Consider the following 25,276-nt stretch of genomic DNA (forward strand, 5'->3'; position numbering starts at 1 on the left):
TCCTCTTCTCGGTCTCCGTCCGCGACAGAGAAGGGGCTCGAAACGTCACATCCGCCGCACTACGGCCCGTGGCGGGTTCCGGCCCGCGCCACCGTCGAGCGGACGTCCGCAAAACGGTGAACGATGAGTGGGGCGCCCCGACCGAGCAGGAGACCGACATGAACGCGCTGCTCTCAGCGGTCCTCGACGCCCATGGCGGCCTCGACCGCTGGAACGCGCTCACCATGGTCCGCGCCACCATCGTCAGCGGTGGTGACCTGTTCACGATCAAGGGCATGCCGCAGGACCCCACCCCTCGGGAGATGACCGTCTGGCTGCACGAGGAGCACGCCTCGGTGCTGCCGTTCGGTGCGCCCGACCAGCGGTCCGACTTCAGGCCCGACCGCGTCGCCGTCGAAAAGCTCGACGGGCACGTGGTGGCCGAACGCGACGCACCGCGCGATTCGTTCACCGGCCATGAGCTCAGCACCCCCTGGGACCCGCTGGACCGCGCCTACTTCAACGGGTACGCGCTGTGGACGTACCTCACGACGCCCTTCCTGCTCGCGATGCCCGGCTTCGACGTCACCGAGATCGCCCCCTGGCGGGAGGGCGACGAACTCTGGCGTGGCCTGCGCGCCACCTTCCCGCCCGGTATCGCCAGCCACAGCACCCACCAGGACTTCTACTTCGGGTTCGACCATCTGCTGCGGCGGCACGACTACCACGTCGACGTCGCGGGCGGGTTCGCCGCCGCGCAGTACGTCCACGACATCGTCGAGGCGGACGGGATCCGGCTCCCCACCAGGCGCCGGGCCTACCGGAGCGACGCGGACAACCGCCCGATCCTGGAGCAGACGATGGTCTCCATCGACGTCAGTGACGCACGGTTCACCTGAGGTCGACGGGGTGTTGCCCGCAGCACAGGAGTTGAACGCGTTCAGAAATGATGCCAGCATGACGGGACCTTGATCGGCGAGCGGTTGCGTCCGCTCGCCTTCGGCGCTGCTGTGGGGGAAGGGGGGAAGGCCGTGCTGCCCCAGTTGTCCGGCCTCGCCAGAGGACGGCACGCGGTGTTCGTCGCCTGTCTGCTCGCACTCACGGGATGCAATCCCCATATGTACGACGACGTGCCCGCGCTGCATGACGCGAAGCCGCCGGAAGTAGCGGGCTCATGGCTCGGCTACGACCGGACGCACGTCGTCCTCCGGCCCGACGGGAAGGCCGACATCCGTCTCCTGGACGGGCTGGAATGGGACTTCGACGACCGGTGGCGTCTGTCGGGCACGGGGACCTGGGAGCTGACCGACAAGCGGACCGGGTGGAACGACGGCCAGCACGTCCGGCTGAAGCTCACCTCACGCACCGCGGTGGCCACGCGCGCGCCGGAGCCGGACGATCCGCCCGCCCCGACGGGGGACAGCCCCCGGATTCCCAAGACCTACACCTGGACGTTCGAGCTGCGGCGCGACGACAAGAAGGACCTCGAACTCTATTTCTTCTTCCACGACCCGGACTCGCGCAGCACGTACATCCTGCAGAGAGAAGGGCCCGGGCGCCGGAACTCGTCGGCCGGCGGCCGATGAGTTCCGGAGCCCGGAGCGGTCCACCTCCGTGCAAGCGAAGACCGCGACGAGCTCTGTGAGGGGATCATGACCGCTTCCGCACTACCACCCGTCGTCGACGCCGCGACCTGGGAGCGCCGACTTGAGGCACTGCGGGCCAGGGAGAAGGCCGCGACACGGGAGCTGGACGCCATCGCCGCCGAGCGCCGTCGCCTGCCGATGGTCGAGATGCCCGACTACACCCTTGAGGGCGAGGACGGCCCCGTACGGCTGGCGGACATCTTCGAGGGCAAGAGCCAGCTGATCGTCTACAACCACATGTGGTTCGCCGGCAAGGAATGGCAGTGCCCGGGCTGCACGGGGTTCACCTCGCAGTACACGCGCCTGGAGTTCCTGGACAACTACGACGCGCGCTTCGTCGTCGTCACCCAGGGCCCCATCAAGGAGGCGCTCGCCTACAAGCAGCGGGTCGGCAACCGGATGACGTGGTACTCGACCGCCGACAGCCCGTTCGGGGCCGATGTCGGCGCACCGCCCGACGGGGGATTCGCGGTCAACGTGTTCCTCCGCGACGGGGACACGGTCTACCGGACCTGGCACACCAACGGCCGCGGCACCGAACAGCTCAGTCATTCCTTCGCGTTGATCGACCTGCTGCCGTACGGCCGCCAGGAGCAGTGGCAGGACTCGCCCGAGGGCTGGCCCCAGTCCCCCACGTACAGCCGGTGGGCGACGTCCGAGACCATCGCCGCGCTCTACGGCCCGCACGCCGACGAGGGCTGAACCGAGCACGGCCGGGCCGGTGTCGCCGGGCACCGGCCGGCTGGGCGACTTCCTCACGCGTCCACGAGTCGCCGCGAGCCCGCCTCGACGTGTGCGCGTGCGCTTTCGAGGTTCTCGGTCACGCGCCGGCGCTGATCGGCGGGCAGGTTGCCGCCGTCGAGCAGGCGCTCGCAGCAGTTCTTCGCCTCCTCGAACTCTCCGACCCAGGCGGCCGAGACCGCGAGTTCGTCGAGTGCGCGCCGGTCGTACCAGTCCGGCTCGACGGACAGATGGTCACCGCCCGGGGAGGGGATCCGCGACGCCTGCCGCGCGAAGTTGTGGGCGAGCGGCCACCGCCCGCCGGCCCGGCACCAGCGCGCGAGCTCGCCGAGCGGCTCGGCGCGCGCGGGCCGGACCTCGTACGCGGGGAGGTATCGGTCCATCACCTCGTCCGCCGGGCGCTCCAGTTGCTCCGCGAGCCGTGCGGCGGTCAGGTGGGCGCAGAAGACCTCCTCGTCCCAGCCCTTCATAGCCGCCCTGCGGTCATGGGCCTCCAGAGCCTTCTCCGGCTCGTGGGCGTTGAGCCAGCTCTGGGCGAGGTAGAAGGCGTAACGGCCTTGTCGGGCTCCTCGTTCAGGCCCTGCTGGAGGATCTCGGCGTCTGCCAGGTACTTCTCCCGCGCGCTCCTGCCCCGGCTGCGTGCACCGCCGCCCACGATGCGGATGCGGGCGCCTTCGACCATCCCGAGGGTGCACCGCATGCCGCAGTCGAGGTACTCGTGCGGGACGCCGACGTACCGCCAGGGCAGCCGCGTCGAGACCAGGGCCGAGCGGTGGTGGGTGCGCGAGTCGTGCCGCAGGGTGAGGTTGTAGGCATCGAGGGAGAGCTCCGGCATGCGGAAGCCGGGCTCGACCTCCATCACGTCGTCCGCGTCCATGAAGAGCAGGTAGTCCGCGCTGCTCCCGGCGAGTTCGATGGCCTCGGTGCGGCTGCCGTCGAAGCCCTTCCAGGGGCGTTCGTACAGCGTGCCGGGCAGATCGCCGTAGACCTCGCGGATGACGTCCTGCGTGCCGTCGGTCGAGCCCGTGTCCACGATGACCCATGTGTTCGATCAGAGGCCGTACGGATTCGAGACAGCGCCGGATGACGTGGGCCTCATCCTTGACGATCATGTTGAGGCAGACCTAAGCCACACAATGAGGCTGGCCCAAGGCCACTTCCCCGCTCGCGCACCGGCGCCGGACGAAGGGGGCGCCGGAACCGTCTCAGCACGCGTGTTCGTCCTCCCGTGCACCATGTTGAGCTTCAGCGCATACCTCGCCGGCCCCCTGGCCTCATCGGTTCGCCAACTGCTCGTGTTCGCCTGGACGCAGACCAGGGCCTGCGCTTTCGCCATCGCGCTGCTGTCCGGCGTGGCGGTGTCCACCCTGCTGCCCGGACTCCCGGTGGCCCGCTACGACCTGCTCGTCGTCTACGGCGTGCTGCTCACCCTCCTGTTCTGGGTGCGTGGCTGGGAGAGCGGGCGGGACATCGCCGTCATCACCGTCTGCCACGTCATTGGCCTGGCCTTCGAGCTGGTGAAGGTGGCCCTCGGCTCATGGAGCTACCCGGAGCCGGCCGTGCTGAAGTTCGCCGGTGTCCCGCTGTACGGAGGGTTCCTCTACGCGGCCGTGGGCAGTTACATCTGCCGGGCCTGGCATCTCTTCGACCTCGAACTGATCCGCTACCGGCCCAGGGCGACCGCGGCAGTGGCCGCCGCGGTCTACCTCAACTTCTTCAGTCATCACTGGCTGCCCGATGCGCGCTGGCCCTTTGCCGGACTGCTGGTGGCCGTCACCGCGGGCACCTCCGCGCGGTTCACGGTGCGCGGGGTACGCCGACAGATGCCGCTGGCGTTGTCGTTCGTCCTGATCGGCTTCTTCCTGTGGGTGGCGGAGAACCTCGCCACCTACGTGGGCGCCTGGCGCTACCCGTACCAGCTCCACGGCTGGCAGCCCGTCGGCGTGGAGAAATTCGGCGCCTGGTCCCTGCTGATCAGCATCACCGTCGTCCTGGTGGCCGCCAGCCGACCGGAACGGAGGTCGTACGGTGCTGGTCGCCCAGTGGATGCCACGTGACGGGGAGCATGTGGGGCTCCTGTCGACCGGGCCCGCCGTGGCCCTGCTCGGGGTCGGCGGGGTGGTCGTCGTCACGGCCGCCGTGGCGGCCGCACTGGGGCGGCGGGAGCGCGATGCCGGGCACCGCCCGACGGGCTGGCTGTGCGGTCTCGGGCTGACGCTGTGCCTGGTGGGTGGGCTCGGGCTGCTGGTCCGCCAGTCCGAGGATCGGCAAACGAGCGGTGGGCTGCACGCGGCCGGCCGCGAGGTCATCGGCGAGGCTCTGGACGCCGCCCGGAACTGCGCCACCGCCGCCCCGGAACCCACTTTCACGTACCCGGACGAACAGGCGTCCGGCGGCGTGGCCACCTACGCTCCGGCCCCATGCGGTACCTCGCCGCGCGACACGCCACTGGACTCGATGGTGGTGACCTCCCAGGGCGTGTACCGGGTGAGTGAGGCGGCCTCCTTCGGCACGAGCGGACAGGTGACCGTGACCGACTCGGCCACCGGCAGGCAGGCCTGCGCCACCGTCCCGGACACCACGGACGACACCGGCACGGTCACGGACGGCCCCTGCAGGGGTTAGTCGCCGTCCTGGCGGCTGGGACGGACCTGGTGACGCCGCCTCAGCAGATGCCGGCCCACGAGTGCGGCGGTCAGGACGCCGAGGGCGATGAGTGCGTAGAGCTGGTAGCGGGTGATCTCGTCGTAGAGGGCGGTGATGTGGGTGCCGGCCGCGTAGGCCAGGGTCGCCCACAGGCCGACCCACAGCGCGGCGCCCAGCGCGTTGAAGGCGAGGAAGCGGCGCCAGGCCATGCCGCTGGTGCCGGCGATGATGCCGTTGGCCTGGCGCAGGCCCTCGACGAAGCGGGCGACGGTGACGACCTTGCCGCCGTGGCCGGTGAAGAACTCCTCGGCCTTCTGGAAGCGCTCCGGGGTGAGGAACACGTACCGACCCCAGCGGTGCACGAAGGTGCGTCCGCCCGACCGTCCGATCAGGTAGCCGATGTTGTCCCCCACGACGGCCGCGGCGAACGCGAGCGTCGCGACGGCGACGATGTTCAGCCGCCCGGCCCCGGCGTAGATCCCCGCGGCGATCAGGATCGTCTCGCCGGGCGCGGGAACGCCGAAGTCCTCGACGAGGACCACGGCGCCGACGGCCCAGTAGCCGTAGTGGCCGAGCAGCGGGGCCAGGTGGGCCAGAGGGCCCGGGAGGGGCGGGACCATGTGTCCACCGTACGTCGCCGGTGCCGGGCGAAGAGGCCCGTGCACCCGGTCTGCGGCGCAGGCGCTCAGCAGGGCAGATCGAGCGTGACGGCGGTCCCGTGCCGCGCGTTCTCGGCGTGCGCGGTGCCGCCGTGCGCGGTCGCCACCGCCTGTACGAAGGCGAGCCCCAGCCCGGACCCCTCGCTCGTGCGGCTCGCCTCGGCGCGGGCGAAACGGTCGAACGCCCGGGGCAGGAACTCCGGCGGGAAGCCCGGCCCCTCGTCCGTGACGCACAGCCGCAGCCTGGCCTCGTGGACGGCGGCCGTGAGGCGGACGGTCCCGTGGCCGTGGCGCAGGGCGTTGTCGACGAGATTGCCGAGGGCGGGCACGAGCCATCGGGCGTCGACGTCGACGGTGGTGTCCGCCGCGTCGACGGTCAGGGCGCGCCCGGCCCGTTCGGCGGTGCGCACCTGCGCGGCGACGGCGGTGTCGACGAGGTCGGTGAGGCGTACGGGGGCCCGGGTGATGTGGTCGGCGCTGCCGAGTTCCTCCAGGTCCAGCAGGGCGTTGGAGAGATCGATCAGGCGCTGGACCTCTGCGTCCACGGAGCGCAGCGTCTCGGTGAGCTCCTCGGCCGGGCGGGGGCGGTGCAGCGCGACGTCGACCTCGGCCCGCAGCAGGGACAGCGGGGTGCGCAGCTCATGGCTGGCGTCCGCGACGAACCGGCGCTCGCGGACGGCGGACGCCTCCAGGCGGTCGAGCATGCGGTTGAGGGTGTGGCCGAGGCGGGTGATCTCGTCGTCGCGGTCGGCGGGCACGTCCAGGCGCAGGTTCTGGCCGCCGTCGGCGAGGGTGGCCGCCGCGGTGCGGTAGCGCTCGACGGGGCGCAGGGCGGCGCGTGCGGTGCGGTAGCCGACGTACGAGGCGGCGATCAGGGTCAGTCCGGAGGCGAGGGCGAGCTGCGCGAGCAGTTCGCGCAGGGCCTCGTCGCGATGCCCCCGGCGGACGGCGGCGACGACGATCCGTGGTGCTCCGCCGGCCGTGACGCGCTCGGCCTGCAGCCGCAACGTGTCCGGAGTGATCGGCAGCAGGGAGCCGACGTCCCGCCGTACCGCGTGTCCCCGGGCGGCCGCGTCGAGTTCGGCGTCAGTGAGCAGTGCCCGGCGGCCCACGGCGTCGCCGGCGCCGAGGACGCGGCCGTGCACGTCGAGGACCTGGTAGAGGCTGCCGCTGGGGCCCGGGGGCAGCGCGGTACGGGCGCGCAGAGCCCGGTCGAGGCTCTGCTGGTAGGCGGCCAGATCGTCGTGCAGCTGCCGGTCGAGCGCGGTCTGGACCCGCCAGTAGACCAGCCCGGCGGTCCCGGTCAGGACGAGGGACATGGTGACGGCGACGGCCAGGACGAGGCGGGTGACGACGGGCAGCCGCCGGAACCAGGCCCGCGGCCCGCCCGCGCCCGCCAGGGTCACGGGGCGGTCTCCAGGCGGTAGCCGCGTCCGCGCAGGGTCGTGATCGTCGTACGGTCGAAGGCGCGGTCGACCTTGGCCCGCACCTTGGAGACGTGGACGTCGATAGCGTTGCTGCGCAGGTCGGTCTCGCCGTCCCACACCTCGTCGAGCAGCTGCAGCCGGGTCACGACCCGGCCCGCGTTCTCCATCAGCACCCGCAGCACGTCGAACTCGCGCCGGGACAGGTCGAGCTCCGTGTCCGCCCGCCAGGCCCGCTGCCGCCCGGGGTCGAGGACGAGGTCGCCGACCTCCAGACGGCCGGAGCTGTCGGGGCGGCGCCGGGATATCGCCCGCAGCCGGGCCTGCAGCTCCTCCATGGCGAACGGCTTGACCACGTAGTCGTCGGCGCCGGCGTCCAGCCCGGCCACCCGCTCGCTGATCGCTCCGCGCGCGGTGAGCAGGATCACCGGGACGTCGACGCCCTCGCCGCGCAGCGTGCGGCACACCTCGACCCCGTCCATGCCCGGCAGCATCACGTCCAGGAGGACCCCGTCCAGGCGGGGATCACGGGCGGCGGCCAGGCCGGAGGGGCCGTCGTAGCGGCCTTCGGCGGTGTGTCCGGACTCGGTGAGGTAGCGGACGACGAGGTCCGTGAGGCGAGTCTCGTCATCGACGACCAGGTAGTGCATGGCGGCCAGGCTAACCGCCCACGGGCCCGGATCCGGGGGCCCGGAAGGCTTCATGGTCTGTTCATGTGAAATCCCTACCGTCCTTCACGTCGCGGCGCACCGCGGGCCGCGACCGGTCCGCCGTCCGATGCGCCGGGACGGAAAGGGACAGTCATGGACGCACGGGTGCTCGCCGCCAAGGGCATCACCGACCACATCGCACCCCTGGATCTGATCACGCGCGGTGGCCTCGACATCGTGGCCCTGCTGATCCTGGTCGGGCTGCTCTACCGGCGCCGTCCCAGCGCACCGGCGATGCCGCTGGTCCTGGCCTCGCTGAACGTCGGCCTGTTCGCGGCGATGAGCACGATCAGCGCCGGCAAGTTCCCGACCGGGGTCGGCTTCGGCCTGTTCGGCATTCTCTCCCTCGTCCGGCTGCGCAGCGCGGCGTTCACCCTGCGCGACGTCGCGTACACGTTCGTGACCCTGGTCATAGCCCTGTGCACCGGCCTGCCGCGGCGCGAGAACTGGCTCGTCATCGCGTTGGTCGCGGTCGTGCTGGTGGCCGTCCTGCTGGTGGACGACTCCCGCGCCCACCAGCCGCCGACCCGCACGGTGAAACTGACCCTGGACCGCGTCTACGACGACCCCTCGCTGATCGCCCAGGACGTCGCGTTCCGCTTCGGCCGGACCCCGTTGTCGGTGGTGATCGACGAGGTCGACTACGTCCGTGAGACCACCCGGGTCTCCGCCCGCTACCCCGCCGTACCCGGCGAGGGGGGCGAGGCAGCCCCCGCCCAGGACGCCGAGCCGCGTGAGCAGGTGACCGTCTCATGACCGCCGCCTCCGTCCTCGCGGCCGACCTCGGCCTGTCCGCGCTGCGCGGTGCCACGCTCGCCGAGGTCGACGCGGCCGCGGCACTCCAGCACCGTACCGACCGCAAGTACCTGCTCCCCCTCGACCGCGCGCGCCTCCTCGTGGACCGGCTCGCCGGCAGCCACCACGTCCTCGACCTGGCCGGCCGCCGTACGACGAGCTACCTCAGCACCTACTTCGACACCGAGCGGCTCGGCGCCTGGCACGCCCACGTCCAGGGCCGCCGTCGGCGCTGGAAGGTCCGTACGCGCCTGTACGCGGAGGACGGTCTGTGCCGCGTCGAGGTGAAGACGAAGGACGGCCGCGGCGCCACCGTCAAACACGCCCTCCGGGCCCCCGCCCAGGCCTACGGCCAATTGGACGTCCTCGCGGCCGAGTTCGTCGACGACGTACTGCGGCGGGCGGACATCCCCGTCCTCGCCGCCGCACTGACCCCCGCGGCCGAGGTCCGCTACGTCCGCGCGGCCCTCGCCGACCTGGACCACGGCAGCCGCGTCACGCTCGACGGCCTCCTCACCTGCCACCGGGGCGAGCGCACCGCCGCCCTCGATCCCAGACACGTCCTCGTCGAGACGAAGGGCACCGCCCGGCCGGCACCGGCCGACCGGCTGCTGCTGCGCCTCGGTGCCCGGCCCGTGTCGCTCAGCAAGTACATCGTCGGCCGGGCCCTGCTCACCCCGGGACTGCCGGACAACGACGTGCGCCGCCTCGCCCGCACCCACTTCACCACCGAGGCCCCGCCGGCTCCGCTCACCGAAGCCGCTCCCGCACCCGCTCCCGTTCCCGTTCCCGTTCCCGCTCCGCTCATCGAGAGGATCCCCGTCGCATGACTCCCCTGCGCGGCATCAAATGGCCGTACGCCGTGATCGCGCTGCTCGCCGTGGCGGCCGCCGCCTTCGGCCTGCTGCGACCGCACCTGGTTCCGGCGGCCTCCTCGGGCAAGGCGAAGCTCTCGGCTACCGACCGCATCAAGCGGAACCCGCCCCCGCGCCTCTTCCCGGACGCCGACCTCGCGCCGATCGGCAAGCAGGCCGCCGCCCAGCGCCAGAAGGCCGATGCCCTCTTCGCCCAGTGGAAGAAGGCGCACGGCACCGCCCGTGACGACAAGGCCTTCGCCGCCTGGGCCGCGCGGCGGGTCCCCGCACCGCTCACCGCCGCCGAGCGCACCACCGAACTCCACCAGGTCCAGCAACTCGCCAAGTCCCGTACGGCCGCCGGGAAGAGGGCCGCCACCTGGCTGGAGCTCAACGGCAAGAAGGACATCTGGAAGCTGTACCTCCACGACCAGCGCGAACTTGTCCCCGTCCAGCGGGGCACGGCGGAGAAGGCGGAGCTCAAGGCGGCCCTGAAGCTGGCCAAGACCATCAGCGACCAGGTCGCCGCCCGCGACAAGCAGCCGGCCCCGTTCGTCCTGGACCCGAGCCTGCGCCCGGAGAAGCACATCAAGCCCGGCGCCAAGGGCCCGTACTCCTACCCCTCCCGCCACGCCACCCGGGCCGCCGCCGCGGTCACCTTCCTCAGCGCCCTCTCTCCGCACCGGGCCGAGGACTACCGGTGGATGCAGGACGAAGTCCTCTACTCCCGCCTCTACATGGCGGGCCACGTCCCCAGTGACCTCACCGCGGGAACCCTCCTGGGCGACCTCGTCGGCGACTACGAACTCGCCGTCGGCGGCCACTGATTCCGCGCTCGTCGGCCTTCCTTTCGGGTGAGCCGCCGTTCACGGCCGGGACGCGTCGAACGCGGCGACGAGTCGGTCCGTGGTGACGATGGCCTGGGCGAAGGTGGGGCCGTTGAGTTCGTGGGCGGCGTGCATCATCTCGGGACCGAGCGCCGCGGTGGCGTCGCGGACCAGCGTCACGTGGTAGCCGAGCTCCATGGCGAACCGGGCGGTGGCCTCGACGCAGGTGTTGGCCAGCACGCCGACGAGAACCACGTGGGTGATGCCGTGCTGCTTGAGCCACATGTCCAGGTCCGTGTTGGCGAACCCGCTCGACCCCCAGTGCTCCAGGGCGACGAACTCGCCCTGCCGCGGCTGGAAGTCGGGGTGGAACTCCCCGCCCCAGGAGCCCCTGGCGAAGTGGTGCAGCTGCTGGATCTTCCGCTGCGAGGGGGTCGGGTGGTCCCACGTGTCGTAGTCACCCGGCTCCCAGCGGCGGTGCGGCACGAACACCACGCGCACACCGGTCGCACGGGCCGAGGCGATCACGGAGCGCAGATGGTCCAGCAGACCGACCTCGCGGGCCACGGGCTCCAGCCGCGGCCAGACCTTGCCGCCCTCCGAGATGAAGTCGTTGTAGGGGTCGATCAGCAGAACGGCCGTACGGCGGGGATCGTAGGTCTCGGCCATGGTTCCTCCCTGGTCCGGCCCTACTCGGGCGGTGCGGCGCCGGTCTGCTCGTCGACCATGAACCGGGCGTACCAGTCGGGCCAGTTGGGATCCTCCTGGCCGATGCGCTTCTCGTGTTCACCGTGGGCGGCGGCCGCGCGCCGCAGCGCGCTCGCGAGTTCGGTCACGGAGCCGTAGGACGTCGGCCCGGGATCGACGCGCCCGGGGAGCCGGGCCTTCACCGGGATCCCGGAGGGGTACTTGCCGGAATACGGCCGAAGCCGGTCGATCTCCGTTCTCTCCGCGTACTTCTCGCACTCGCTCAGGAAATGACGGACGTGCGGCTGGCTTCCGTGCTCGTCAAAGGCGGCGCGGTCGGCGTACAGCTCGAAGAAGAGGCGCTGGTTCGACGCTCCCTCGACCTCGCAGCAGGCGTACACCAGGGTGCCCGGCTCCTGCGTACGGACCGCCGCGCCGGCCTCCCGGACCAGCTCGTCGAACGCTTCACCGGCACCCTCGCGCAGCGTGAAGCGGACACAAAGCGCCATCTGGCTCATTCCTGCCTCCTTCTTGCCCTTCCCAGTCTCACCACGCATCGCTCGGCCCGCGCGCGCGGACGGCGACCGTGCCACCCCGCGTACCGGGCCGCCGGAGACCGCGGGCTCCGATTGCGGGAGCAAGGGGTGCGACCCAGCATGGGCTGGGCGGACGTACGCCCGTCGGACGCGGAAAGGGAGCCTCATGTCTCAGGCATCCGGGAACGGCGACTCCGAGGACGAAGCCACCACCCGATTGCCCCGGCGCCACGTGCTGCGCACGGCCGGTGCGGGTGCGCTGGGGCTCGGCCTGGGAAGCGCCGCACTGGCCGCCACCCTGCCGGACGGCGGGGCCTCGCACCCCGAGGCCACGCCCATACCCACGCCGCGGGACCTCGGCTCCGTCGGGCAGGCGCCGCATCTGCCGGCCGGCTTCACCAAGACGTTCACCAGCCGTTTCGTCCAAGCCGACGGACTGCGCCAGCACGCGGTCGTCGGAGGCGAGGGGCCGCCGCTGCTCCTGATCCACGGCTGGCCCGAGACCTGGTACGCCTGGCGCCTGGTGATGCCGGCGCTGGCCAAGCACTTCACGGTCATCGCGGTCGACCAGCGCGGCATCGGGCTGACCGACAAGCCCAAGTCCGGGTACGACACCGGGACCCTGGCGCGCGACATGGTCGCTCTGATGGACGCGCTCGGCCACCAGCGGTTCGCCGTGGTCGGCCACGACACCGGAATGCCCATCGCCTACGCACTGGCCGCGGATCACCCGGACCGCGTCGACCGCCTGGCCGTCGCCGAGGCGATCCTCCCGGGCGTGACCCCGTCGCCGCCCATGATCGGCTCCGCGCAGGTCAACAACCGGCTGTGGCACATCCCCTTCAACCGGCTCGCCGACGTGAACGAAGAGCTCGTCCGGGGACGCGAAGGCATCTACTTCGGCTGGCAGTTCGCCACCAAGGCCGTACGCAAACTCCCCCTCTACGCCGTCGACCACTACGTCCGGGTCCTCGCCTCCGGGCACGACGCCCTGCGCGGCAGCTTCGGGTGGTACCGGGCGCTCGACACCACCAGCGCGCAGGACCTGCGACGCAGGAAACACCCGCTGACCCTGCCCGTCCTCGCGATCGGCGGCGCGGGGAGCCTCGGTGGCAATGTCGCCGGCACGATGAAACTCGTCGCCCACGACGTGCGCAGTGCCGTCCTTCCCGGCTCCGGCCACTGGGTGGCCGAGGAGGCTCCCCAGGAGCTGCTCGCGGCGCTGACCACGTTCCTGGCCCCGTACCGCGACCAGGGCCGGGGCACACGGCCTCCGGCCGCCGCGACGCTCGGCAAATGACGTTCACCGGCCGCCGCTGGTCTCGATGTGGTACCTCGTCAGCGCGAACAGGATCAGCAGGTCGAGGGTCATCACCGAGATGGCCCACACCGGGTAGTACGGAACGAACATGAACTGGGTGATCAGGCTGATCCCCGCCACCGCCGCGCCGGCTCCGCGGCCCCAGCTCTTGTTCATCAGCACGCCCAGACCGGCGATGACGAGCGCCAGTCCGACGACGAGGTGGATCACGCCCCAGGCGGTCAGGCCGAACCGGTAGGCGTACTGGGACGAGGAGGCGAACAGGCTGTCCTGCGCGATGCCTGATACGCCCATGAGAATGCTGAGCGGTCCGCTGAGCATCATCATGGCCCCGGCGGCCAAGGACGGAGTGTCGATCACCTTGGCGCCGCCGGGCGCCCCGTGCCCCTGCTGTGCCTTGTCGGGCATCGCTGTCATGGTCGTCGCCTTCCTGTACAGCGCGGTCAGCGACGCACAGTGGCCGTGCGAAGCCAGCCGCGTCTCCCTGACAGGATCACCGCAATCCCGCGGCACCGCGACCGCAGCCGACCGAGCGGGACGACGTACGTACACCCCGTTGGGCGCAGGGCGGTCAGACGCTCACCGGAGTCGCGACCCGGCCGGCTGACGCGGTCGTTTCCGGCCAACGCGACGATCACGTCATTGCCCGAGGTGCCCACGATGTCGTCGTCGCCGTTCGTACCGACGATCGTCGCGGGCACACCCTCGCAGGTCGGAACGGGCGCGAGTGCGGCAGGCAGCACGGCGAGTGGGCGATCGGCGCTGGTGACGTTCCTCGGGTGGGTGCGGTCGTTGGGCCGTCCGGCCCCCTCGCGGGGAACGATGGCCCTACTCCGCCGCTGCCCCTGCCGACCATCCTGGAATTCACCGAGCCATCGGCCGAGGGAAGTGATCGGCATGATGTGGTACGACGGCGGATGGGGCTGGGGCGGCTGGTTCGCCATGGCCGTGTTCATGGTGCTGTTCTGGGCTCTGATCATCGCTGGAGTCATCGCGCTCGTGCGCTACCTCGCCGGTCCCCGTCACCACCAGGACTCCGGCCCGCACCCGTTGAACGGCGAACCCCGATGGGGAAGCCGGCGGGCCGAGGACGTGCTCGCCGAGCGGTTCGCGCGCGGGGAGATCGACGACGACGAGTACGTACGACGTCTCGCGCTGCTTCGGGAGCACCGGTGAGCGCGGCCCGCCGAGTGATGTGGCCGGCGGTCTTCGCGGCAGCCGCGGCGTTGGTGCTGGGCATCGCCACGACGGCCTTCTTCGCCGCCACGGGGACCTTCCGCGCCACGGCTCCCGCGTCCTGGACGGTGCAGGGCACGCGATGCGGTGCGCCCACGCCGACCGGCAGCGTGGTCCATGTGACCGTCGAGGACATGGGACGCATGATGGGCGGCCGCCCGGGCCTGCACGGCATGGGCATGATGCGCCTCGTCGCCACCCCGGCGACGGCTCCGGCCGGGAAGGTGACACTGCGGGTGGTCAACGCGGGAACACTCCCGCACGAAGTCGTCGTGCTGCCACTGTCGGCGGGTCGGATCGCAGGAGAACGGGCCGTGGGCGCCAGCGGGCGGACTTCCGAGACGGGCAGCCTCGGAGAGGCCTCGCGTACCTGCGGCGCGGGCAAGGGGGACGGAATCCTCCCCCGTACGACAGGCTGGACCACGGTGACGCTGCGGCCAGGCCGCTACGAGCTGCTGTGCAACTTCCCCGGCCACTACGCCTCCGGCATGTACGCCGAGCTCGACGTGGTCCGGTAGCTACGGCCGGGCCCCACTACCGCTGGGCGAAGCAGGTCACCGGCCGGCCCGCCGTTCCCTCCCGTTGGTCCAGAACGCGGCCGTCGCCTTCCATCAGGAGGCAGTGCGCCACGCCCGTACCGGTAGGCACGACCTTGAGGCGTGGAGTGTGCCCACCGTCCTCCCGTGTGTTCCAGTCGGCTCCGCGCACCGCGGCCGGTACGCTCACCGCGCCGTTGAGGCCGTCGACGTAGTCGTGCCTGACGGATTTCAGGTCGCCGCCCTCGGTCCAGGCTTTGTACGTCACGTCGGTGCTCTCGGCACCGCAGGCCGACAGAAGTCCACCTGCGATGACCAGTCCCGCCGCCATGGCGGTGAGCTTCATGGCCGCGAATATGGGGAATGAAGGCATGACTTGGCCTCTCACTCGGTCAGTTCACTTGGGAGGACATCGTGCGGATCGTCTCCGCCTGGGGCCGCGGCCTGCGCCACCGCGAGGAGCGCTATCACCACGACTACAAATTCGCCTGGTGGGTCATCTACGCCACCATCCCGATCGTCGTGGTGGGCCTCGCCGCCAAGAAGCTCGTCGAGGGGCCGCTGGGGTCACTGTGGGTGGTGGCGGGCTCGCTGATCGTCGGATCCGGCGTGATGTGGGCGGCCGACCAGATGGGCCGGCACAAGCGCGGCGAGGACGACACCTCGCTGAAGGACGCGATGCTGGTGGGCAGCTCACAGATCCTCGCCCTGCCCTTCCCGGGCTTCTCCCGCTCCGGCGCCACCATGTCCACCGCGCTCATCCTCGACCTGGACCGGGTGGCGGCCACCCGCCTCTCCTTCTTCCTCGGCATCCCCGCCCTGACCGGCGCCGGCCTGTACGAGCTGAAGGACGCGGTGGGTGCCGGAGTCGGCGCCGCACCGCTCGCCGTGGGCACCGCCGTCTCCTTCGTCGTCGCCTACGCCTCCATCGCCTGGCTGCTGAAGTTCGTCGCCAAGCACAGCTTCAACGCGTTCGTGGTCTACCGGATCGTCATCGGGGCGGCGCTGCTGGGACTGCTGGCCACCGGGGTGCTCAGCGCATGACAGGTGGTCGGACCCTGCCATGTGTTCCCACGGGCAAGGGCACGAGACTCCGGACATGACAGCGCTCGCGAAGGAGCGCAAGCTGGGATGAGTGCAGGGGGGACACCTGGCGTTCGACGAATCTGTCGATCGGGCGATCGGGCGAGGCGAGCTGCACATAGGGCGTCGAGGCCCACCGAAGGTGGCGTCGTTCCTGCCCAGAAGGTCCGCCGAGTTCGTGGGGGTGGCGGGAGACGAAAGGTCACTCATGCCGCAAACCATGCGCGCGCTCGTAGCCGGAGAGGTCGGCGAGCCGAACGATGTCCTGCGGCTGGAATCCCGGCCCGTTCCCACGGCGGAAGCCGGCCAGGCGTTGATCCGTGTGAAGGCGACTCCGATTCACGCCAGCGATCTGCACGTGTTGCGCGGTCGCTACGGTTTCTCCCCCGAATTCCCCACCGTCGGGGGGCACATGGAATGCGTGGGCCGTATCGAGGCCCTGGGTCCGGACACCGAGGGATTGAAGATCGGCGAGCGTGTGGTGGCCGTCGCCGTCCCGGCCGTACCCGGGCCGCGTGTGGCCGGCACCTGGCAGGAATACCTTGTCGCCGATACGCACAGGCTTCTGCCGGTCCCCGACCGGCTGAGCGACTCCAGCGCCTGTCAACTCGCCGTCAACCCGTTGACCGCGCTGCTCCTGGTGACACGCGAACTCGATGTACAGCCGGGAGAATGGCTGTTGCAGACGGCGGCGGGCTCCACCGTCGGCCGCCTCATCATTCAGCTGGCCAGGCACTTGGGCATTCGCACGATCAATGTGGTGCGGCGGCGCGATGCCGTTGAGGAGATCAAGGCGCTTGGTGGCGACGAGGTCATTTGCACGGAGGACGAGGACCTGTTGCGGCGTGTGACCGAGATTGCGGGACCGGTCGGCGTACGCAAGGCCGTCGACTGTGTCGCGGGCCAGGTAGGCGCCCAGGTGTCCCAGGCATTGGCTCCGGGAGGAGAGGTCGTGGTCTACGGCGCGCTCTCCACCCACCGGCAGACCGACCCGGCGGCACTGACGATTCCAGTGGCGGCACGCTCGCTCATCTACGAGACCAAAGTGGTCCGTGGCTTCTGGCTGAACCGCTGGTTCGGCACTGCCTCACCTACGGATGCGCTGCGCGCGCTGTCCGAGGTTCGCAGCCTCGTCGCCGACGAAGTACTGAGCATCCCCCAAGGCCGGCCGTTCCCGCTCGAACGCTTCACGGAAGCCATCGCGTTCGCCGAAACACCCGCTCACGGCGCCAAACCCCTCTTCGTCTTCGAAGACGGCCGGGGCGGAGACGACGAGTAGGACACCCGTCGGGCCGATTTGAATGTGGGTGTCCATCTGGGCAGGCAGTTGCATGCAAGACCTAAGGAACCGTCACACTGCGAACGACGGCGCTCGCCAACTCACGTGCAGATGACGGAAGTCGAAGACTCGGATAACGGCCGGTCCGCCGCCCTCGCTGAAACCATTCTTCGAACTCTTCGCTCACCTGCCTGGACGTCAGCAACAGAACCACGGCCATCGAACGCGGCCTGCCACCCTCCAAGGTGGTCACCTTGAACCACCCGGTCAGGTCCAGGGCCAGCTTCTCCTTCGGCCATATCTCACTGCTGTTGGGAACGCGGTGAACGACCCACACGTCATGATCTTCAGGCTGGTCAAGGACCCTGCCTTCGACCTTGATCTCAGCGTCGAAGGCGTCACCTTCGATCGGATTGGTGAGCCAGGCTCGACTCTCTTGCCCAGGTTCGGCAGCCTGAGCTCTTTTTCTGGCTCGCCGCCGTTGCGGAGAGGACAGCAACCGGACCAGTGCGCGTTGTCCGTGACGGGTGCACGCGACGAAAAAGGACACAAGGACGGTGCTCAACGCACCACATAGTGCACCTATCAACCCGTTGATCATCTCGACAGGGCGCGCACCGGTGGGTTTGTCACTGCGCGCCTCCCCCTCATCGAGGAGGGTAGGCCCTGGGCGGCTTCGCTTGTAGCCGCCTTGCGTAATCGCGACCTTTGCGTAGCTCGGCGTTCGAAACGGCGGCCTCCCCCGAACGGTGATCGCCCCCGGTGCTGTTGATGTCAGCTGTGGCTGTCGGAGACATTCTGGACCGGTCGCCTCCGAGCCCAAGGAAGGCGGCGGGGGGTGGGGACCCCGCATCCGTACATGAGGGCGAGCATGACGCATCTGGCGTCCCGACGGTCGTAGCCCGTCGCTTCCCTGATCTCGGTGATCGCTTCCTCCCACTTCCTTTGCTGGATCAGCTGTCGTGCCCGTTCCTGCGCGAACCTTGGGACGGGGATCGCCAGGGCGCGGATGATGTCTGCGTCCAAGCGTTGTCGGCGCGCACGTCGGATTCGTATCCAAGTCCCCAAAGACGACTTCATCACTTCTCCCAGTAGCGCGCGGTGGCCGCAAAGACTGACTGAGCGCTGCCTCAACCGCCGCATTTCCTACGGCGTTTACTCGCCCCTCGAAAGGACAGGCAGAGGGATCGCATACTGACGTCATGTCCTCGCCACAGCGGTTCCGAGACACCAGGCATACGAAGTACCACTTCATTGATCATGTGCTCGTGCGCTGTCCGAAGTGCACGGGCATCGCACACGTTGCCCCGGCGGCATCGGCTGGCGGCGACGAGGCTGCTTCGATGTTCACCCGGCGCCGTCTCGTCTGTCGGGCGTGCGGTCTGTCACGAGATGCCGCTGGAGGCCTTCGCCTCTTCCGGGGCTCAGGGGAAGCCACGGATCCATACTTCGGCCTCCCGCTGTGGCTGCAAGCGGAGACTCGACACGGCCGGCTGTGGGCCTACAACCCGGAACACCTCAAGCTGATCGGGCAGTTCGTACAGGCACCGTTGCGCGAACGAGCCCCTTGGAACGCGCAGGTGCGAAAGATGACGCTCATTGCCCGGCTTCCGGCCTGGATCAAGAGCGCGAAGAACCGCGATGAGGTCCTGCGCGCCATCGAGCGCATTCGGTCCTCCCTGGTTACCTGACGAGCTCAACCCACCACTCTCCCGAGTTCTGGCTGGTCTGCCCAGGGCCACCAGAAAGTCAGGCCTACCGAAGAGGAAGAAGCCGCCCTTGCCGATCAGGAGGGTGCCCAGCCTGACGACGCCGACGCTCTTGCCCTCTTTCACCATCAGTGAGCCCGAGATCTTTTGCCCGAGATCGAGGTAGGCAGGGAGCCGTCCGTTCCGCCGGAGCATCAGTCCGACGCTGATGAGCGCTGCGCCAAAGACCAGGGTGAGTACGCTCGTCCGAAGCTGGTGGCTCGGTGCGCTCGCCGTCCGGGGCCGGCTGTGGTCAGCAGCAGTCGCGGGGGTTGCTGTACTGCGCCGCTGTACAGCAGAGGTCGAGGTCGTCCGCTCTGGGAGCGGGGTGGTGGTCATCGGGTTGGTTTGGGGGTGTGCGCCGTGGGCGGACCTCCCGCCGCTACTCCCCCCGAGCGTGATCAGGGCCTGACCGCGAACACCATGCCGATGTCGCCGGCCTGCTGCACCGGATCCTGCTCGGTGCTGACCGTGAAGCCGTGCGCGAGGAGGACCTCGCAGACCGTGTCGCGGTTCTGTTGCCAGCGCTCCACCTCGACGACGGCTTGGCGGACCAGGGGCCAATGCCGTTCCTCGATACCGCTGAGCACATCGAGTTCGGCGCCTTCCACGTCGACCTTGAGCAGGTCGATGTGGTCGATGCCCTGCTCGTCGAGCACCGATGACAGCGGCCTGACCTTCACCCGGTGCGTCTCGAGCCGCCGCATCACCCGGAGCTTGCGGCCGACGAGAAGAGTGAGGACGGGCGCGGGTACGCGGCGCAGGACCGGCCCCAGGCCGCCCTGGCGGATCATTTCGACAACGCTGGCGGTGACCCGCCGCCGCTCGGCCTCGATGTTCCCCTGATCCCGCGAGGAGGACGAGAAGATCGTGGCGGCCGGGACGTAGCTGAAATCGAGCTCGTCTTCCCGGGACGCCAGGCCGTAAGGGAGCGCGGTCAGACGTCCGTTGAAGAACTCGCGAGCATTGCGTTCGAGTGTCGCGTGGAGTGGCGGCACCGGCTCGAAGGCGTAGATCCGCACGTCCCCGTCCAGCCGCTCATAGACGGCCGCCGAGAACACGCCGATGTTGGCGCCCACGTCGAGTACCGTCGCGCCCGGCGTGCACTCGACACCGTGGGTGAAGTAGCCGTCCACCTCCTCGCGCAGGAAGGACGCCTCCCAACGATTGATACTGTGCAGTTCAATCGTGTCCATGGTCATGACAAGGTGATGTATCAGGGTTGGAGTCAACAATCCAGCCCGCACGCTTCACTTCGGCCGCGTCTCTGATGCGCAGGGGTGTGACATCGGCCAGGTCGCTGAGCTGCGGCCGTGGACCTGATCAACACTGCGACTGCGACTCAGGCGAAAACCACCGATGAGTTCCGCCGACTGGGCCGGTCTACCAGGACGTACGCCATCGAGCCACCGACTGGAGACCCGCCATGACCAATCCCGCACACCCCGGCCGCATGCTGTTCGTGAACATCCCCGTGGCGGACCTGGAGCTCAGCAAGGCGTTCTTCGCCAAGCTCGGGTTCGGCTTCAACCCGATGTTCACCGACGAGACCGCCGCCTGCATGCTCGTCGGCGAGCACGCCTTCGTCATGCTGCTCACCCGCGAGAAGTTCGCGGAGTTCTCGAAGCTGCCGATGGCCGATCCCACCACGCACACGCTGGCGCTGTACTCCTTCAGCGTGTCGTCCCGCGACGAGGTCGATACGGTCAGCGCCGCCGCGCTCGCGGCGGGCGGCTCCAAGGCGGATGACGCCGAGGACTACGGCTTCATGTACTCACGCAGCTTCTTCGACCTCGACGGCCACGGCTGGCAGGTCATGTGGATGGACCCGGCGGCGGTGGAGCAGGGCCCCGAGGCGTTCGCGGCCTCCACGCAGGACGCCGACACCCCGGCCTGACCCACCGCGTTCCGCACGTGCGCCGTCGTCGTACGGCCGACCGCCCAGCCAAGACGGTTCTGACCTCATGCACTGCGTGCCTGCCTCTCGGAGAAGGTGAGGTTCGGGTCCGTCGAGGACCTCACAGCGCCGGATTCACGGGCTCGAACGCCACCACGCCGAGAGCCCCTCCCGGACGGGCAGGGGCTCAAATCGGCCCGACGGGCAAGAAGTTGCTGCCACTGAGGGCTGAAGCACAACGAAAGAATCGGGCCGGGCGGACCTTCAGGTCACCCAGGGTAGTCGGCAGCAGAGTGGAGCCATGGGCTTCAGCGAGGCAGGCTTGGTGCATGCAGTGGTTCTTGCGCTCACCCCCTCGGCCAGGAGCGGGCAGTCGTGGCCGGGCCCTCTTCACGCTGATGCAGTGCGTCCCCTTCTTGATCGCCTTGGCCGTGCTGGTCATCGAGCTCACGCCCGCGCACTTCATCTATACCGGCCCTCTCCTCACCGCCGTCCCGGCGCTGGCGGCGGTGACCATGGGGCCCAAGGGAACTACCGCGGCGGCGGCTTTCACACTGGTGATCAGCGTGACCACCGCGACCTATAACAATGCCTGGGGCACCCAGCAGGTCTACACCAATTTCCTGGCTCTGGGCCTCGTCTCCGTGGCCAGTTTCATCACCAGCAGCGCCGTGCAGGCCCGCAGACAGAGGGAACTCGACCAGGTCCGCCGCATCGCCGTGGCGGCCCAGGAGGTCGTGCTGCGGCCCGTGCCCTCCCGACTGGGGCCCCTGTCGGTGGGCAGCCTGTGCCTGGCGGCAGGTACCGGGGCACGGGTGGGCGGCGATCTGTACGAGGCCGTGCAGACTCCGTACGGCGTCCGGATGATCGTGGGGGACGTGCGGGGCAAGGGGCTCTCCGCGGTGCGAGCCGTGGGAGTGGTGCTGGGCGCCTTCCGGGAAGCCGTGCACTACGAGGACGAGCTCGTGGAGGTCATGAACCACTGCACGGCCGCGCTACGACGGGAAGCCGCCGTACCGGGCGCGTACACGGAGGAAGCTCTGCTGGAAGGGTTCATCACGGCGCTCATCGCGCAGGTGCCGAACGAGCCCGTGGTGCAGCTGATCAACCGTGGGCACCCGCCTCCGCTACTGCTGCACCACGGCAGGACAACACCTCTGATGCCGCCCTCCCCCTTGCCACCGCTCGGCCTCGAAGACCTCGCCAGTGACCTCCCCGACAAGCCCGACAGCTACCCGTTCACCCCGGGTGACCGTCTGTTGCTCTACACCGACGGCGTCATCGAGGCCCGCGACAGCGACGGCGCGTTCTTCGCCCTGCCGGAGACCATGGAAGGGATACGCGCCGACACCTCCCCACCGGACTTCCTGGAGCAACTGCACCAGGCGTTGATCCGCCACACCTGGGGCGATCTGGCGGACGATGTGGCGATGATCCTCGCCGACCGGCACAGCATCGAACAGAAGCCGATTCACTGACTCCAGGTAATGGGCCCCTGACCAGCCAAGTTGGTCAGGGGCCGCGGTCCGGCCGGACGCTCACTCGCGACCGTGGCCACTTCGGTTCCCAGCACCTCACACCTGGTGTGATGGTCTCCCTCCTGGGGCCCGCGGTCGTCGGCGGCGGGTAGGCGTCGGTCAGGGCTGAGGCGCCACCGCTACCCACTGGGATGCGGGTTGCTGCCCTTGCGCCGGGGCGGGGCACACGAGGGCGTTGGTGGCCGCGCAGTGCAGGGTGTAGACCGTGCCGCCCTGGGTGATGATCTTGTAGAACGCGTCGCTGCCCTGGGCGTCGACCGAGACGCCGCAGACCGAGGAGTTCGTGGGGAAGCCGGCGATCGTGCTGAGGTCGGTCCAGCCGGGATCGTTGGCCGGGCCCGAGACGATGTTCGGGTTGTCCGGGTCGGTGTTGGTGATGCGCCTACCGGCGAACGGCACCCCGTTTCTGAGTGCGGCAAGGAATTGCTCGTTGCCGTTCGGCTTCGACGAGTCCACGCCGGTGCCGCACGCCGTCGCGGTCGCCGTCACGGTCGCGGTGGCGGGCACGGTCGCGGTCACGGACGGGGTTGCGGTCACGGTCTTTGTCACCGTGACGGTAGGTTTGACGGTCTTGGTCGGGCAATCGCCGCCGTAGTCTTCCGAACGGTGGCTCGGTTTGGTCTCGTCGCAGTGCGGGTCGGTGGCGTGCACCGCGCCCTTCTGAGAGGTCATGCCGGCGGCGACCGCCACTGCGGGGGTCCCTACCGCGACCGTCACCGCCGCTGCAATCGCGGCAAGCTTGCGAAGGTTCCTGCGCCCGCCTTGAGGCACTGGCTCAAGTTACGAGGCCGTCCTGTGCTCAGGACTCATATGGGTGCTCCTTGCTTCAAGAGTTTCGGGTGGTTTCCCGAGCCCGAATGCGAGCCTGCCGGGCGCGCTCTGAAGCAAAGGCGCAGTCATGCGCAAACACACAGATAGATCAACACAACGGGCTAGCTGGTAGCCCTGGAGCGACTTGGCCGGGAACGGCGTCAATCGCTGCTATGCCGCCCCATCGGACCAGAGGAGGCCACGGCCTGCCGTGCCATTCACCAGGGATCTGTCCAGGGTGACGAACCCGCCCTCATCGTCGAAGCCGCCGGGCGCGTTCGTAGCGCGGTTGTTGTTGACGGTGCTGCCGGTCAGCGTCTCCGCGCCGGAGCCGATGCCGATGCCGATGTCGGCGTATCCGCCCCCCACGCCGCTTGGCCCCACCGCAGCGGTGGCGTTGATGACGCCGCCGAGAATTCTCTGACGGCATTCCGGCGCACCGTGTCACACGGTTTCCTCGAAATGGCAATCCAAAAGTGCGCCGCTTACGTATCCAAAATGCAGCCACAACGCCGGAGTGGCGCCGGCTTGAGGGTCTGCAGCTCCCACTCCCTGCGGAGGTCGGGGTGAAAGTTGTCGTTGATCTTTCCCGATGTGAGGGGTACGCGCAGTGCGCGTTCCTGGCTCCGGAGGCGTTCCGGATGCGCGGCGAGGAAGCGCTCATGTACGACCCGAACCCCGACGACGCCCGGCGCGACCAGGTGCTGCGGGCCGCGGCGGCCTGCCCGGTCCAGGCGATCCTGGTGGACCAGCCGGAGGGACGGAACGTACCGGCTGAGGCGTCGACGTCATGACCAGCGCCGACAACCTGCGAGCGTTCAAGCGCGACGGCCGCATCGTGATCGTAGGGGCGTCACTGGCGGGACTGCGGGCCGCGGAGGCCCTGCGCGACGAGGGTTTCACCGGATCGCTGACCATGATCGGCGACGAGCTCGGCGAACCCTACGACCGGCCTCCCCTGTCCAAACAAGTACTGACCGGATGGGTGTCGGCCGAGGAAACCGCTTTGCCCCGCCGTCGTGACATCAATGCGCGGTGGCTGCTGGGCGTGCCCGCCGGCGGACTGAACCTCGCGACGCACCACGTGCGTCTCGCCGACGGACGCGAGGTTCCCTTCGACCGGGTGCTGATCTCCACCGGGGTGCGCGCCCGGCCGTGGTTCGTCGAGAGCGAGGCGGCCCTGGACGGAGTGTTCGTGGTACGGACCCGCGAGCACGCCGAGGGCCTGCAGCGCGCCCTCGCCGCCGGACCCTCCCGCGTTCTCGTCATCGGTGCGGGATTCACCGGCTCCGAGATCGCCTCCGTCTGCCGCGAGCGGGACATCCCGGTGACCGTCGCCGAACTCGGGGCGGCCCCGCTGGCCGGGGCACTGGGTGCCGTGATCGGCGAGGTCGCGGCGGACATGCAGCGCGATCACGGCGTGGACCTGCGCTGCGGTGTCAGGGTCACCCGGCTGGAGGGCGACGCGCAGGGACGGTTCCGCCGTGCTCACTTCGACGACGGCAGCACGATCGACGCCGACGTGGCGGTGGTGGCCCTCGGGAGCATCCGCAACACCGAGTGGCTGCGGAAGTCGGGACTCGCGGCGGGCGTGTGGGGGATCACCTGCGACACCGGCTGCCGCGCTCTCGACATCGATGGCCGCGTCACCGACGACGTCTTCGCCGCGGGAGACGTGGCACGTTGCCCGAACCCCGTCTACGAAAACCGGCTGATCTCGCTGGAGCACTGGGCGAATGCTGTGGAGCAGGCCGAGGTCGCGGCGCACAACATGGTCAACGGCCATGCGGACCGCCGGCCCTACCTGTCCATCCCGGTGTTCTGGTCGATCCAGTTCGGCGTCAACATCAAGTCCGTCGGCGTACCGACCTTCGCCGACGAGGTGGTCGTCACCCATGGATCGCTGGACGACCACCGTTTCGTCACCGCGTACGGCTATCGGGGCCGCGTCACGGCTGCCGTGAGCTTCAACAACGCCAGGTGGCTGGACCACTACCGACGATTGATCGAGACCGCCGCACCTTTCCCGCCCCCCTGCCCCACGCCGGACCGGCCGACCGACATGAAACCGGTGCCCGTCGACTTCCCCGGCCCCGCCCTGCTCGCGCAGGGCGCCACGATGGTCGTCACCGGACAGGACCCGGCTGGGCGCCACGTCACGGCCGTGCGGCGGCATCGGCAGGAGGACGGCCGGCTGACCACGACCGATACGTCCGGCACGCTGCAACGGATCTTCGACTACTCGTCCCGGGCCGACCCGTACCCGCTGTATGCCGAGCTGCGTAAGACGCCGGTGGCCCGGCAGGAGGACGGCAGCTACGTCA

General features: G+C 69.6%; 30 protein-coding genes and 2 pseudogenes. 18 read left to right on the forward strand and 14 right to left on the reverse strand.

Features of this window, described 5'->3' with window-relative positions; all coding sequences use genetic code 11:
- Nucleotides 1-158: 158 nt before the first annotated feature.
- The 3 genes from IPZ69_RS10535 to IPZ69_RS10545 all read left to right on the forward strand — a co-directional run bounded on the left by IPZ69_RS10535 (nucleotide 159) and on the right by IPZ69_RS10545 (nucleotide 2,327).
- The gene (locus tag IPZ69_RS10535; protein ID WP_235453777.1) at nucleotides 159-878 is read left to right on the forward strand and encodes a hypothetical protein; all 720 of its coding nucleotides are present in this window, start codon (nucleotides 159-161) and stop codon (nucleotides 876-878) included.
- A 132-nt stretch (nucleotides 879-1,010) separates the two neighbouring features.
- The gene (locus IPZ69_RS10540; RefSeq protein WP_235453778.1) at nucleotides 1,011-1,565 is read left to right on the forward strand and encodes a hypothetical protein; all 555 of its coding nucleotides are present in this window, start codon (nucleotides 1,011-1,013) and stop codon (nucleotides 1,563-1,565) included.
- Between the two features lie 66 nt (nucleotides 1,566-1,631).
- Nucleotides 1,632-2,327 carry a DUF899 domain-containing protein gene (locus IPZ69_RS10545; protein WP_235453779.1) on the forward strand — a complete coding sequence of 232 codons (696 nt, stop codon included), beginning with the start codon at nucleotides 1,632-1,634 and terminating at the stop codon, nucleotides 2,325-2,327.
- 53 nt (nucleotides 2,328-2,380) lie between these two features.
- On the opposite strand, the gene IPZ69_RS10550 is transcribed toward IPZ69_RS10545, so the two are convergent.
- Both IPZ69_RS10550 and IPZ69_RS10555 read right to left on the reverse strand, forming a co-directional pair.
- Entirely contained in the window at nucleotides 2,381-2,836 is a 456-nt protein-coding gene (locus IPZ69_RS10550; RefSeq protein WP_235453780.1) for a hypothetical protein, read from the reverse strand.
- On the reverse strand, nucleotides 2,833-3,399 hold the full coding sequence (locus IPZ69_RS10555) for a glycosyltransferase (protein WP_235453781.1): 567 nt from the start codon (nucleotides 3,397-3,399) through the stop codon (nucleotides 2,833-2,835). The genes IPZ69_RS10550 and IPZ69_RS10555 overlap by 4 nt, the downstream gene beginning before the upstream one ends.
- A 202-nt stretch (nucleotides 3,400-3,601) precedes the next feature.
- Between IPZ69_RS10555 and IPZ69_RS10560 the strand changes: the two genes are divergently transcribed.
- Together IPZ69_RS10560 and IPZ69_RS10565 are read left to right on the forward strand one after the other, a co-directional pair.
- Nucleotides 3,602-4,423 (forward strand): DUF817 domain-containing protein, encoded by an 822-nt coding sequence (locus tag IPZ69_RS10560; protein ID WP_235453782.1) that lies wholly within the window; start codon nucleotides 3,602-3,604, stop codon nucleotides 4,421-4,423.
- Complete coding sequence (locus IPZ69_RS10565) at nucleotides 4,395-4,991, forward strand: hypothetical protein (RefSeq protein ID WP_235453783.1); 597 nt, start codon at nucleotides 4,395-4,397, stop codon at nucleotides 4,989-4,991. Before IPZ69_RS10560 ends, IPZ69_RS10565 begins: the two co-directional genes overlap by 29 nt.
- Here the strand turns inward: IPZ69_RS10565 and IPZ69_RS10570 are convergent.
- The 3 genes from IPZ69_RS10570 to IPZ69_RS10580 all read right to left on the reverse strand — a co-directional run bounded on the left by IPZ69_RS10570 (nucleotide 4,988) and on the right by IPZ69_RS10580 (nucleotide 7,745).
- Nucleotides 4,988-5,632, reverse strand: a complete 645-nt coding sequence (locus IPZ69_RS10570; RefSeq protein ID WP_235453784.1) for a DedA family protein — start codon at nucleotides 5,630-5,632, stop codon at nucleotides 4,988-4,990. The genes IPZ69_RS10565 and IPZ69_RS10570 overlap by 4 nt on opposite strands.
- A 65-nt stretch (nucleotides 5,633-5,697) precedes the next feature.
- Entirely contained in the window at nucleotides 5,698-7,077 is a 1,380-nt protein-coding gene (locus IPZ69_RS10575; protein ID WP_235453785.1) for a sensor histidine kinase, read from the reverse strand.
- Complete coding sequence (locus IPZ69_RS10580; RefSeq protein WP_235453786.1) at nucleotides 7,074-7,745, reverse strand: response regulator transcription factor; 672 nt, start codon at nucleotides 7,743-7,745, stop codon at nucleotides 7,074-7,076. The genes IPZ69_RS10575 and IPZ69_RS10580 overlap by 4 nt, the downstream gene beginning before the upstream one ends.
- Before the next feature lie 153 nt (nucleotides 7,746-7,898).
- Between IPZ69_RS10580 and IPZ69_RS10585 the strand changes: the two genes are divergently transcribed.
- From IPZ69_RS10585 to IPZ69_RS10595, 3 genes are read left to right on the forward strand one after another with little or no spacing between them, the layout of a single operon-like run.
- Complete coding sequence (locus tag IPZ69_RS10585; RefSeq protein ID WP_235453787.1) at nucleotides 7,899-8,561, forward strand: DUF4956 domain-containing protein; 663 nt, start codon at nucleotides 7,899-7,901, stop codon at nucleotides 8,559-8,561.
- Complete coding sequence (locus IPZ69_RS10590) at nucleotides 8,558-9,430, forward strand: VTC domain-containing protein (protein ID WP_235453788.1); 873 nt, start codon at nucleotides 8,558-8,560, stop codon at nucleotides 9,428-9,430. The genes IPZ69_RS10585 and IPZ69_RS10590 overlap by 4 nt, the downstream gene beginning before the upstream one ends.
- Nucleotides 9,427-10,281, forward strand: coding sequence for a phosphatase PAP2 family protein (locus IPZ69_RS10595; protein ID WP_235453789.1), 855 nt, complete (start codon nucleotides 9,427-9,429; stop codon nucleotides 10,279-10,281). The genes IPZ69_RS10590 and IPZ69_RS10595 overlap by 4 nt, the downstream gene beginning before the upstream one ends.
- A gap of 39 nt (nucleotides 10,282-10,320) precedes the next feature.
- On the opposite strand, the gene IPZ69_RS10600 is transcribed toward IPZ69_RS10595, so the two are convergent.
- Complete coding sequence (locus tag IPZ69_RS10600; RefSeq protein ID WP_235453790.1) at nucleotides 10,321-10,950, reverse strand: isochorismatase family cysteine hydrolase; 630 nt, start codon at nucleotides 10,948-10,950, stop codon at nucleotides 10,321-10,323.
- Between the two features lie 20 nt (nucleotides 10,951-10,970).
- A complete protein-coding gene (locus tag IPZ69_RS10605) occupies nucleotides 10,971-11,486 on the reverse strand; it encodes a putative quinol monooxygenase (RefSeq protein ID WP_235453791.1) in 516 nt (171 codons plus the stop codon).
- Nucleotides 11,487-11,670: 184 nt separating this feature from the next.
- Here IPZ69_RS10605 and IPZ69_RS10610 point away from each other — a divergent pair, with 184 nt between their 5' ends.
- Entirely contained in the window at nucleotides 11,671-12,804 is a 1,134-nt protein-coding gene (locus IPZ69_RS10610; protein WP_235453792.1) for an alpha/beta fold hydrolase, read from the forward strand.
- A gap of 3 nt (nucleotides 12,805-12,807) precedes the next feature.
- Here the strand turns inward: IPZ69_RS10610 and IPZ69_RS10615 are convergent, their stop codons facing one another.
- Nucleotides 12,808-13,242 (reverse strand): DUF7144 family membrane protein, encoded by a 435-nt coding sequence (locus IPZ69_RS10615; RefSeq protein ID WP_235453793.1) that lies wholly within the window; start codon nucleotides 13,240-13,242, stop codon nucleotides 12,808-12,810.
- A 26-nt stretch (nucleotides 13,243-13,268) separates the two neighbouring features.
- Nucleotides 13,269-13,817 (reverse strand): hypothetical protein, encoded by a 549-nt coding sequence (locus IPZ69_RS47720; RefSeq protein WP_374293155.1) that lies wholly within the window; start codon nucleotides 13,815-13,817, stop codon nucleotides 13,269-13,271.
- Here IPZ69_RS47720 and IPZ69_RS10620 point away from each other — a divergent pair.
- Both IPZ69_RS10620 and IPZ69_RS10625 read left to right on the forward strand, forming a co-directional pair.
- Nucleotides 13,723-14,001: an SHOCT domain-containing protein gene (locus IPZ69_RS10620; protein WP_235453794.1), complete on the forward strand. Its 279-nt coding sequence runs from the start codon at nucleotides 13,723-13,725 to the stop codon at nucleotides 13,999-14,001. The genes IPZ69_RS47720 and IPZ69_RS10620 overlap by 95 nt on opposite strands.
- Nucleotides 13,998-14,579 (forward strand): hypothetical protein, encoded by a 582-nt coding sequence (locus IPZ69_RS10625; protein WP_235453795.1) that lies wholly within the window; start codon nucleotides 13,998-14,000, stop codon nucleotides 14,577-14,579. The genes IPZ69_RS10620 and IPZ69_RS10625 overlap by 4 nt, the downstream gene beginning before the upstream one ends.
- 16 nt (nucleotides 14,580-14,595) lie before the next feature.
- Here IPZ69_RS10625 and IPZ69_RS10630 read toward each other — a convergent pair whose 3' ends face one another.
- A complete protein-coding gene (locus IPZ69_RS10630; RefSeq protein ID WP_235453796.1) occupies nucleotides 14,596-14,943 on the reverse strand; it encodes a hypothetical protein in 348 nt (115 codons plus the stop codon).
- Nucleotides 14,944-14,993: 50 nt separating this feature from the next.
- On the opposite strand from IPZ69_RS10630, the pseudogene IPZ69_RS10635 reads away from it, so the two are divergent.
- Together IPZ69_RS10635 and IPZ69_RS10640 are read left to right on the forward strand one after the other, a co-directional pair.
- A pseudogene (locus IPZ69_RS10635) lies at nucleotides 14,994-15,641 on the forward strand (undecaprenyl-diphosphate phosphatase); the annotation flags it as partial.
- 247 nt (nucleotides 15,642-15,888) lie between these two features.
- Nucleotides 15,889-16,959: a zinc-dependent alcohol dehydrogenase family protein gene (locus tag IPZ69_RS10640; protein ID WP_235453797.1), complete on the forward strand. Its 1,071-nt coding sequence runs from the start codon at nucleotides 15,889-15,891 to the stop codon at nucleotides 16,957-16,959.
- Nucleotides 16,960-17,020: 61 nt separating this feature from the next.
- On the opposite strand, the gene IPZ69_RS10645 is transcribed toward IPZ69_RS10640, so the two are convergent.
- Entirely contained in the window at nucleotides 17,021-17,524 is a 504-nt protein-coding gene (locus IPZ69_RS10645) for a hypothetical protein (RefSeq protein ID WP_235453798.1), read from the reverse strand.
- Nucleotides 17,525-18,161: 637 nt separating this feature from the next.
- Between IPZ69_RS10645 and IPZ69_RS10650 the strand changes: the two genes are divergently transcribed.
- On the forward strand, nucleotides 18,162-18,650 hold the full coding sequence (locus tag IPZ69_RS10650; protein WP_235453799.1) for a hypothetical protein: 489 nt from the start codon (nucleotides 18,162-18,164) through the stop codon (nucleotides 18,648-18,650).
- Between the two features lie 458 nt (nucleotides 18,651-19,108).
- On the opposite strand, the gene IPZ69_RS10655 is transcribed toward IPZ69_RS10650, so the two are convergent.
- Nucleotides 19,109-19,909, reverse strand: a complete 801-nt coding sequence (locus IPZ69_RS10655; RefSeq protein ID WP_235453800.1) for an FkbM family methyltransferase — start codon at nucleotides 19,907-19,909, stop codon at nucleotides 19,109-19,111.
- Nucleotides 19,910-20,133: 224 nt separating this feature from the next.
- Here IPZ69_RS10655 and IPZ69_RS10660 point away from each other — a divergent pair, with 224 nt between their 5' ends.
- Nucleotides 20,134-20,604, forward strand: a complete 471-nt coding sequence (locus IPZ69_RS10660) for a VOC family protein (protein WP_235453801.1) — start codon at nucleotides 20,134-20,136, stop codon at nucleotides 20,602-20,604.
- A gap of 329 nt (nucleotides 20,605-20,933) precedes the next feature.
- Nucleotides 20,934-22,082: a PP2C family protein-serine/threonine phosphatase gene (locus tag IPZ69_RS10665; RefSeq protein WP_235453802.1), complete on the forward strand. Its 1,149-nt coding sequence runs from the start codon at nucleotides 20,934-20,936 to the stop codon at nucleotides 22,080-22,082.
- A 159-nt stretch (nucleotides 22,083-22,241) separates the two neighbouring features.
- On the opposite strand, the gene IPZ69_RS10670 is transcribed toward IPZ69_RS10665, so the two are convergent.
- Both IPZ69_RS10670 and IPZ69_RS10675 read right to left on the reverse strand, forming a co-directional pair.
- Entirely contained in the window at nucleotides 22,242-22,832 is a 591-nt protein-coding gene (locus tag IPZ69_RS10670; protein WP_235453803.1) for a hypothetical protein, read from the reverse strand.
- 291 nt (nucleotides 22,833-23,123) lie between these two features.
- Nucleotides 23,124-23,321, reverse strand: coding sequence for a hypothetical protein (locus tag IPZ69_RS10675; RefSeq protein WP_235453804.1), 198 nt, complete (start codon nucleotides 23,319-23,321; stop codon nucleotides 23,124-23,126).
- Between the two features lie 197 nt (nucleotides 23,322-23,518).
- On the opposite strand from IPZ69_RS10675, the gene IPZ69_RS10680 reads away from it, so the two are divergent.
- Together IPZ69_RS10680 and IPZ69_RS10685 are read left to right on the forward strand one after the other, a co-directional pair.
- A complete protein-coding gene (locus IPZ69_RS10680; protein ID WP_235453805.1) occupies nucleotides 23,519-23,746 on the forward strand; it encodes a ferredoxin in 228 nt (75 codons plus the stop codon).
- Nucleotides 23,743-25,113, forward strand: a pseudogene (locus IPZ69_RS10685) (NAD(P)/FAD-dependent oxidoreductase); the annotation flags it as partial. The gene IPZ69_RS10680 and the pseudogene IPZ69_RS10685, both read left to right, overlap by 4 nt.
- Nucleotides 25,114-25,276 lie beyond the last annotated feature (163 nt).

Origin of the sequence: Streptomyces olivochromogenes (assembly GCF_021538895.1) — a bacterium.
Taxonomy (GTDB): domain Bacteria; phylum Actinomycetota; class Actinomycetes; order Streptomycetales; family Streptomycetaceae; genus Streptomyces; species Streptomyces olivochromogenes_A.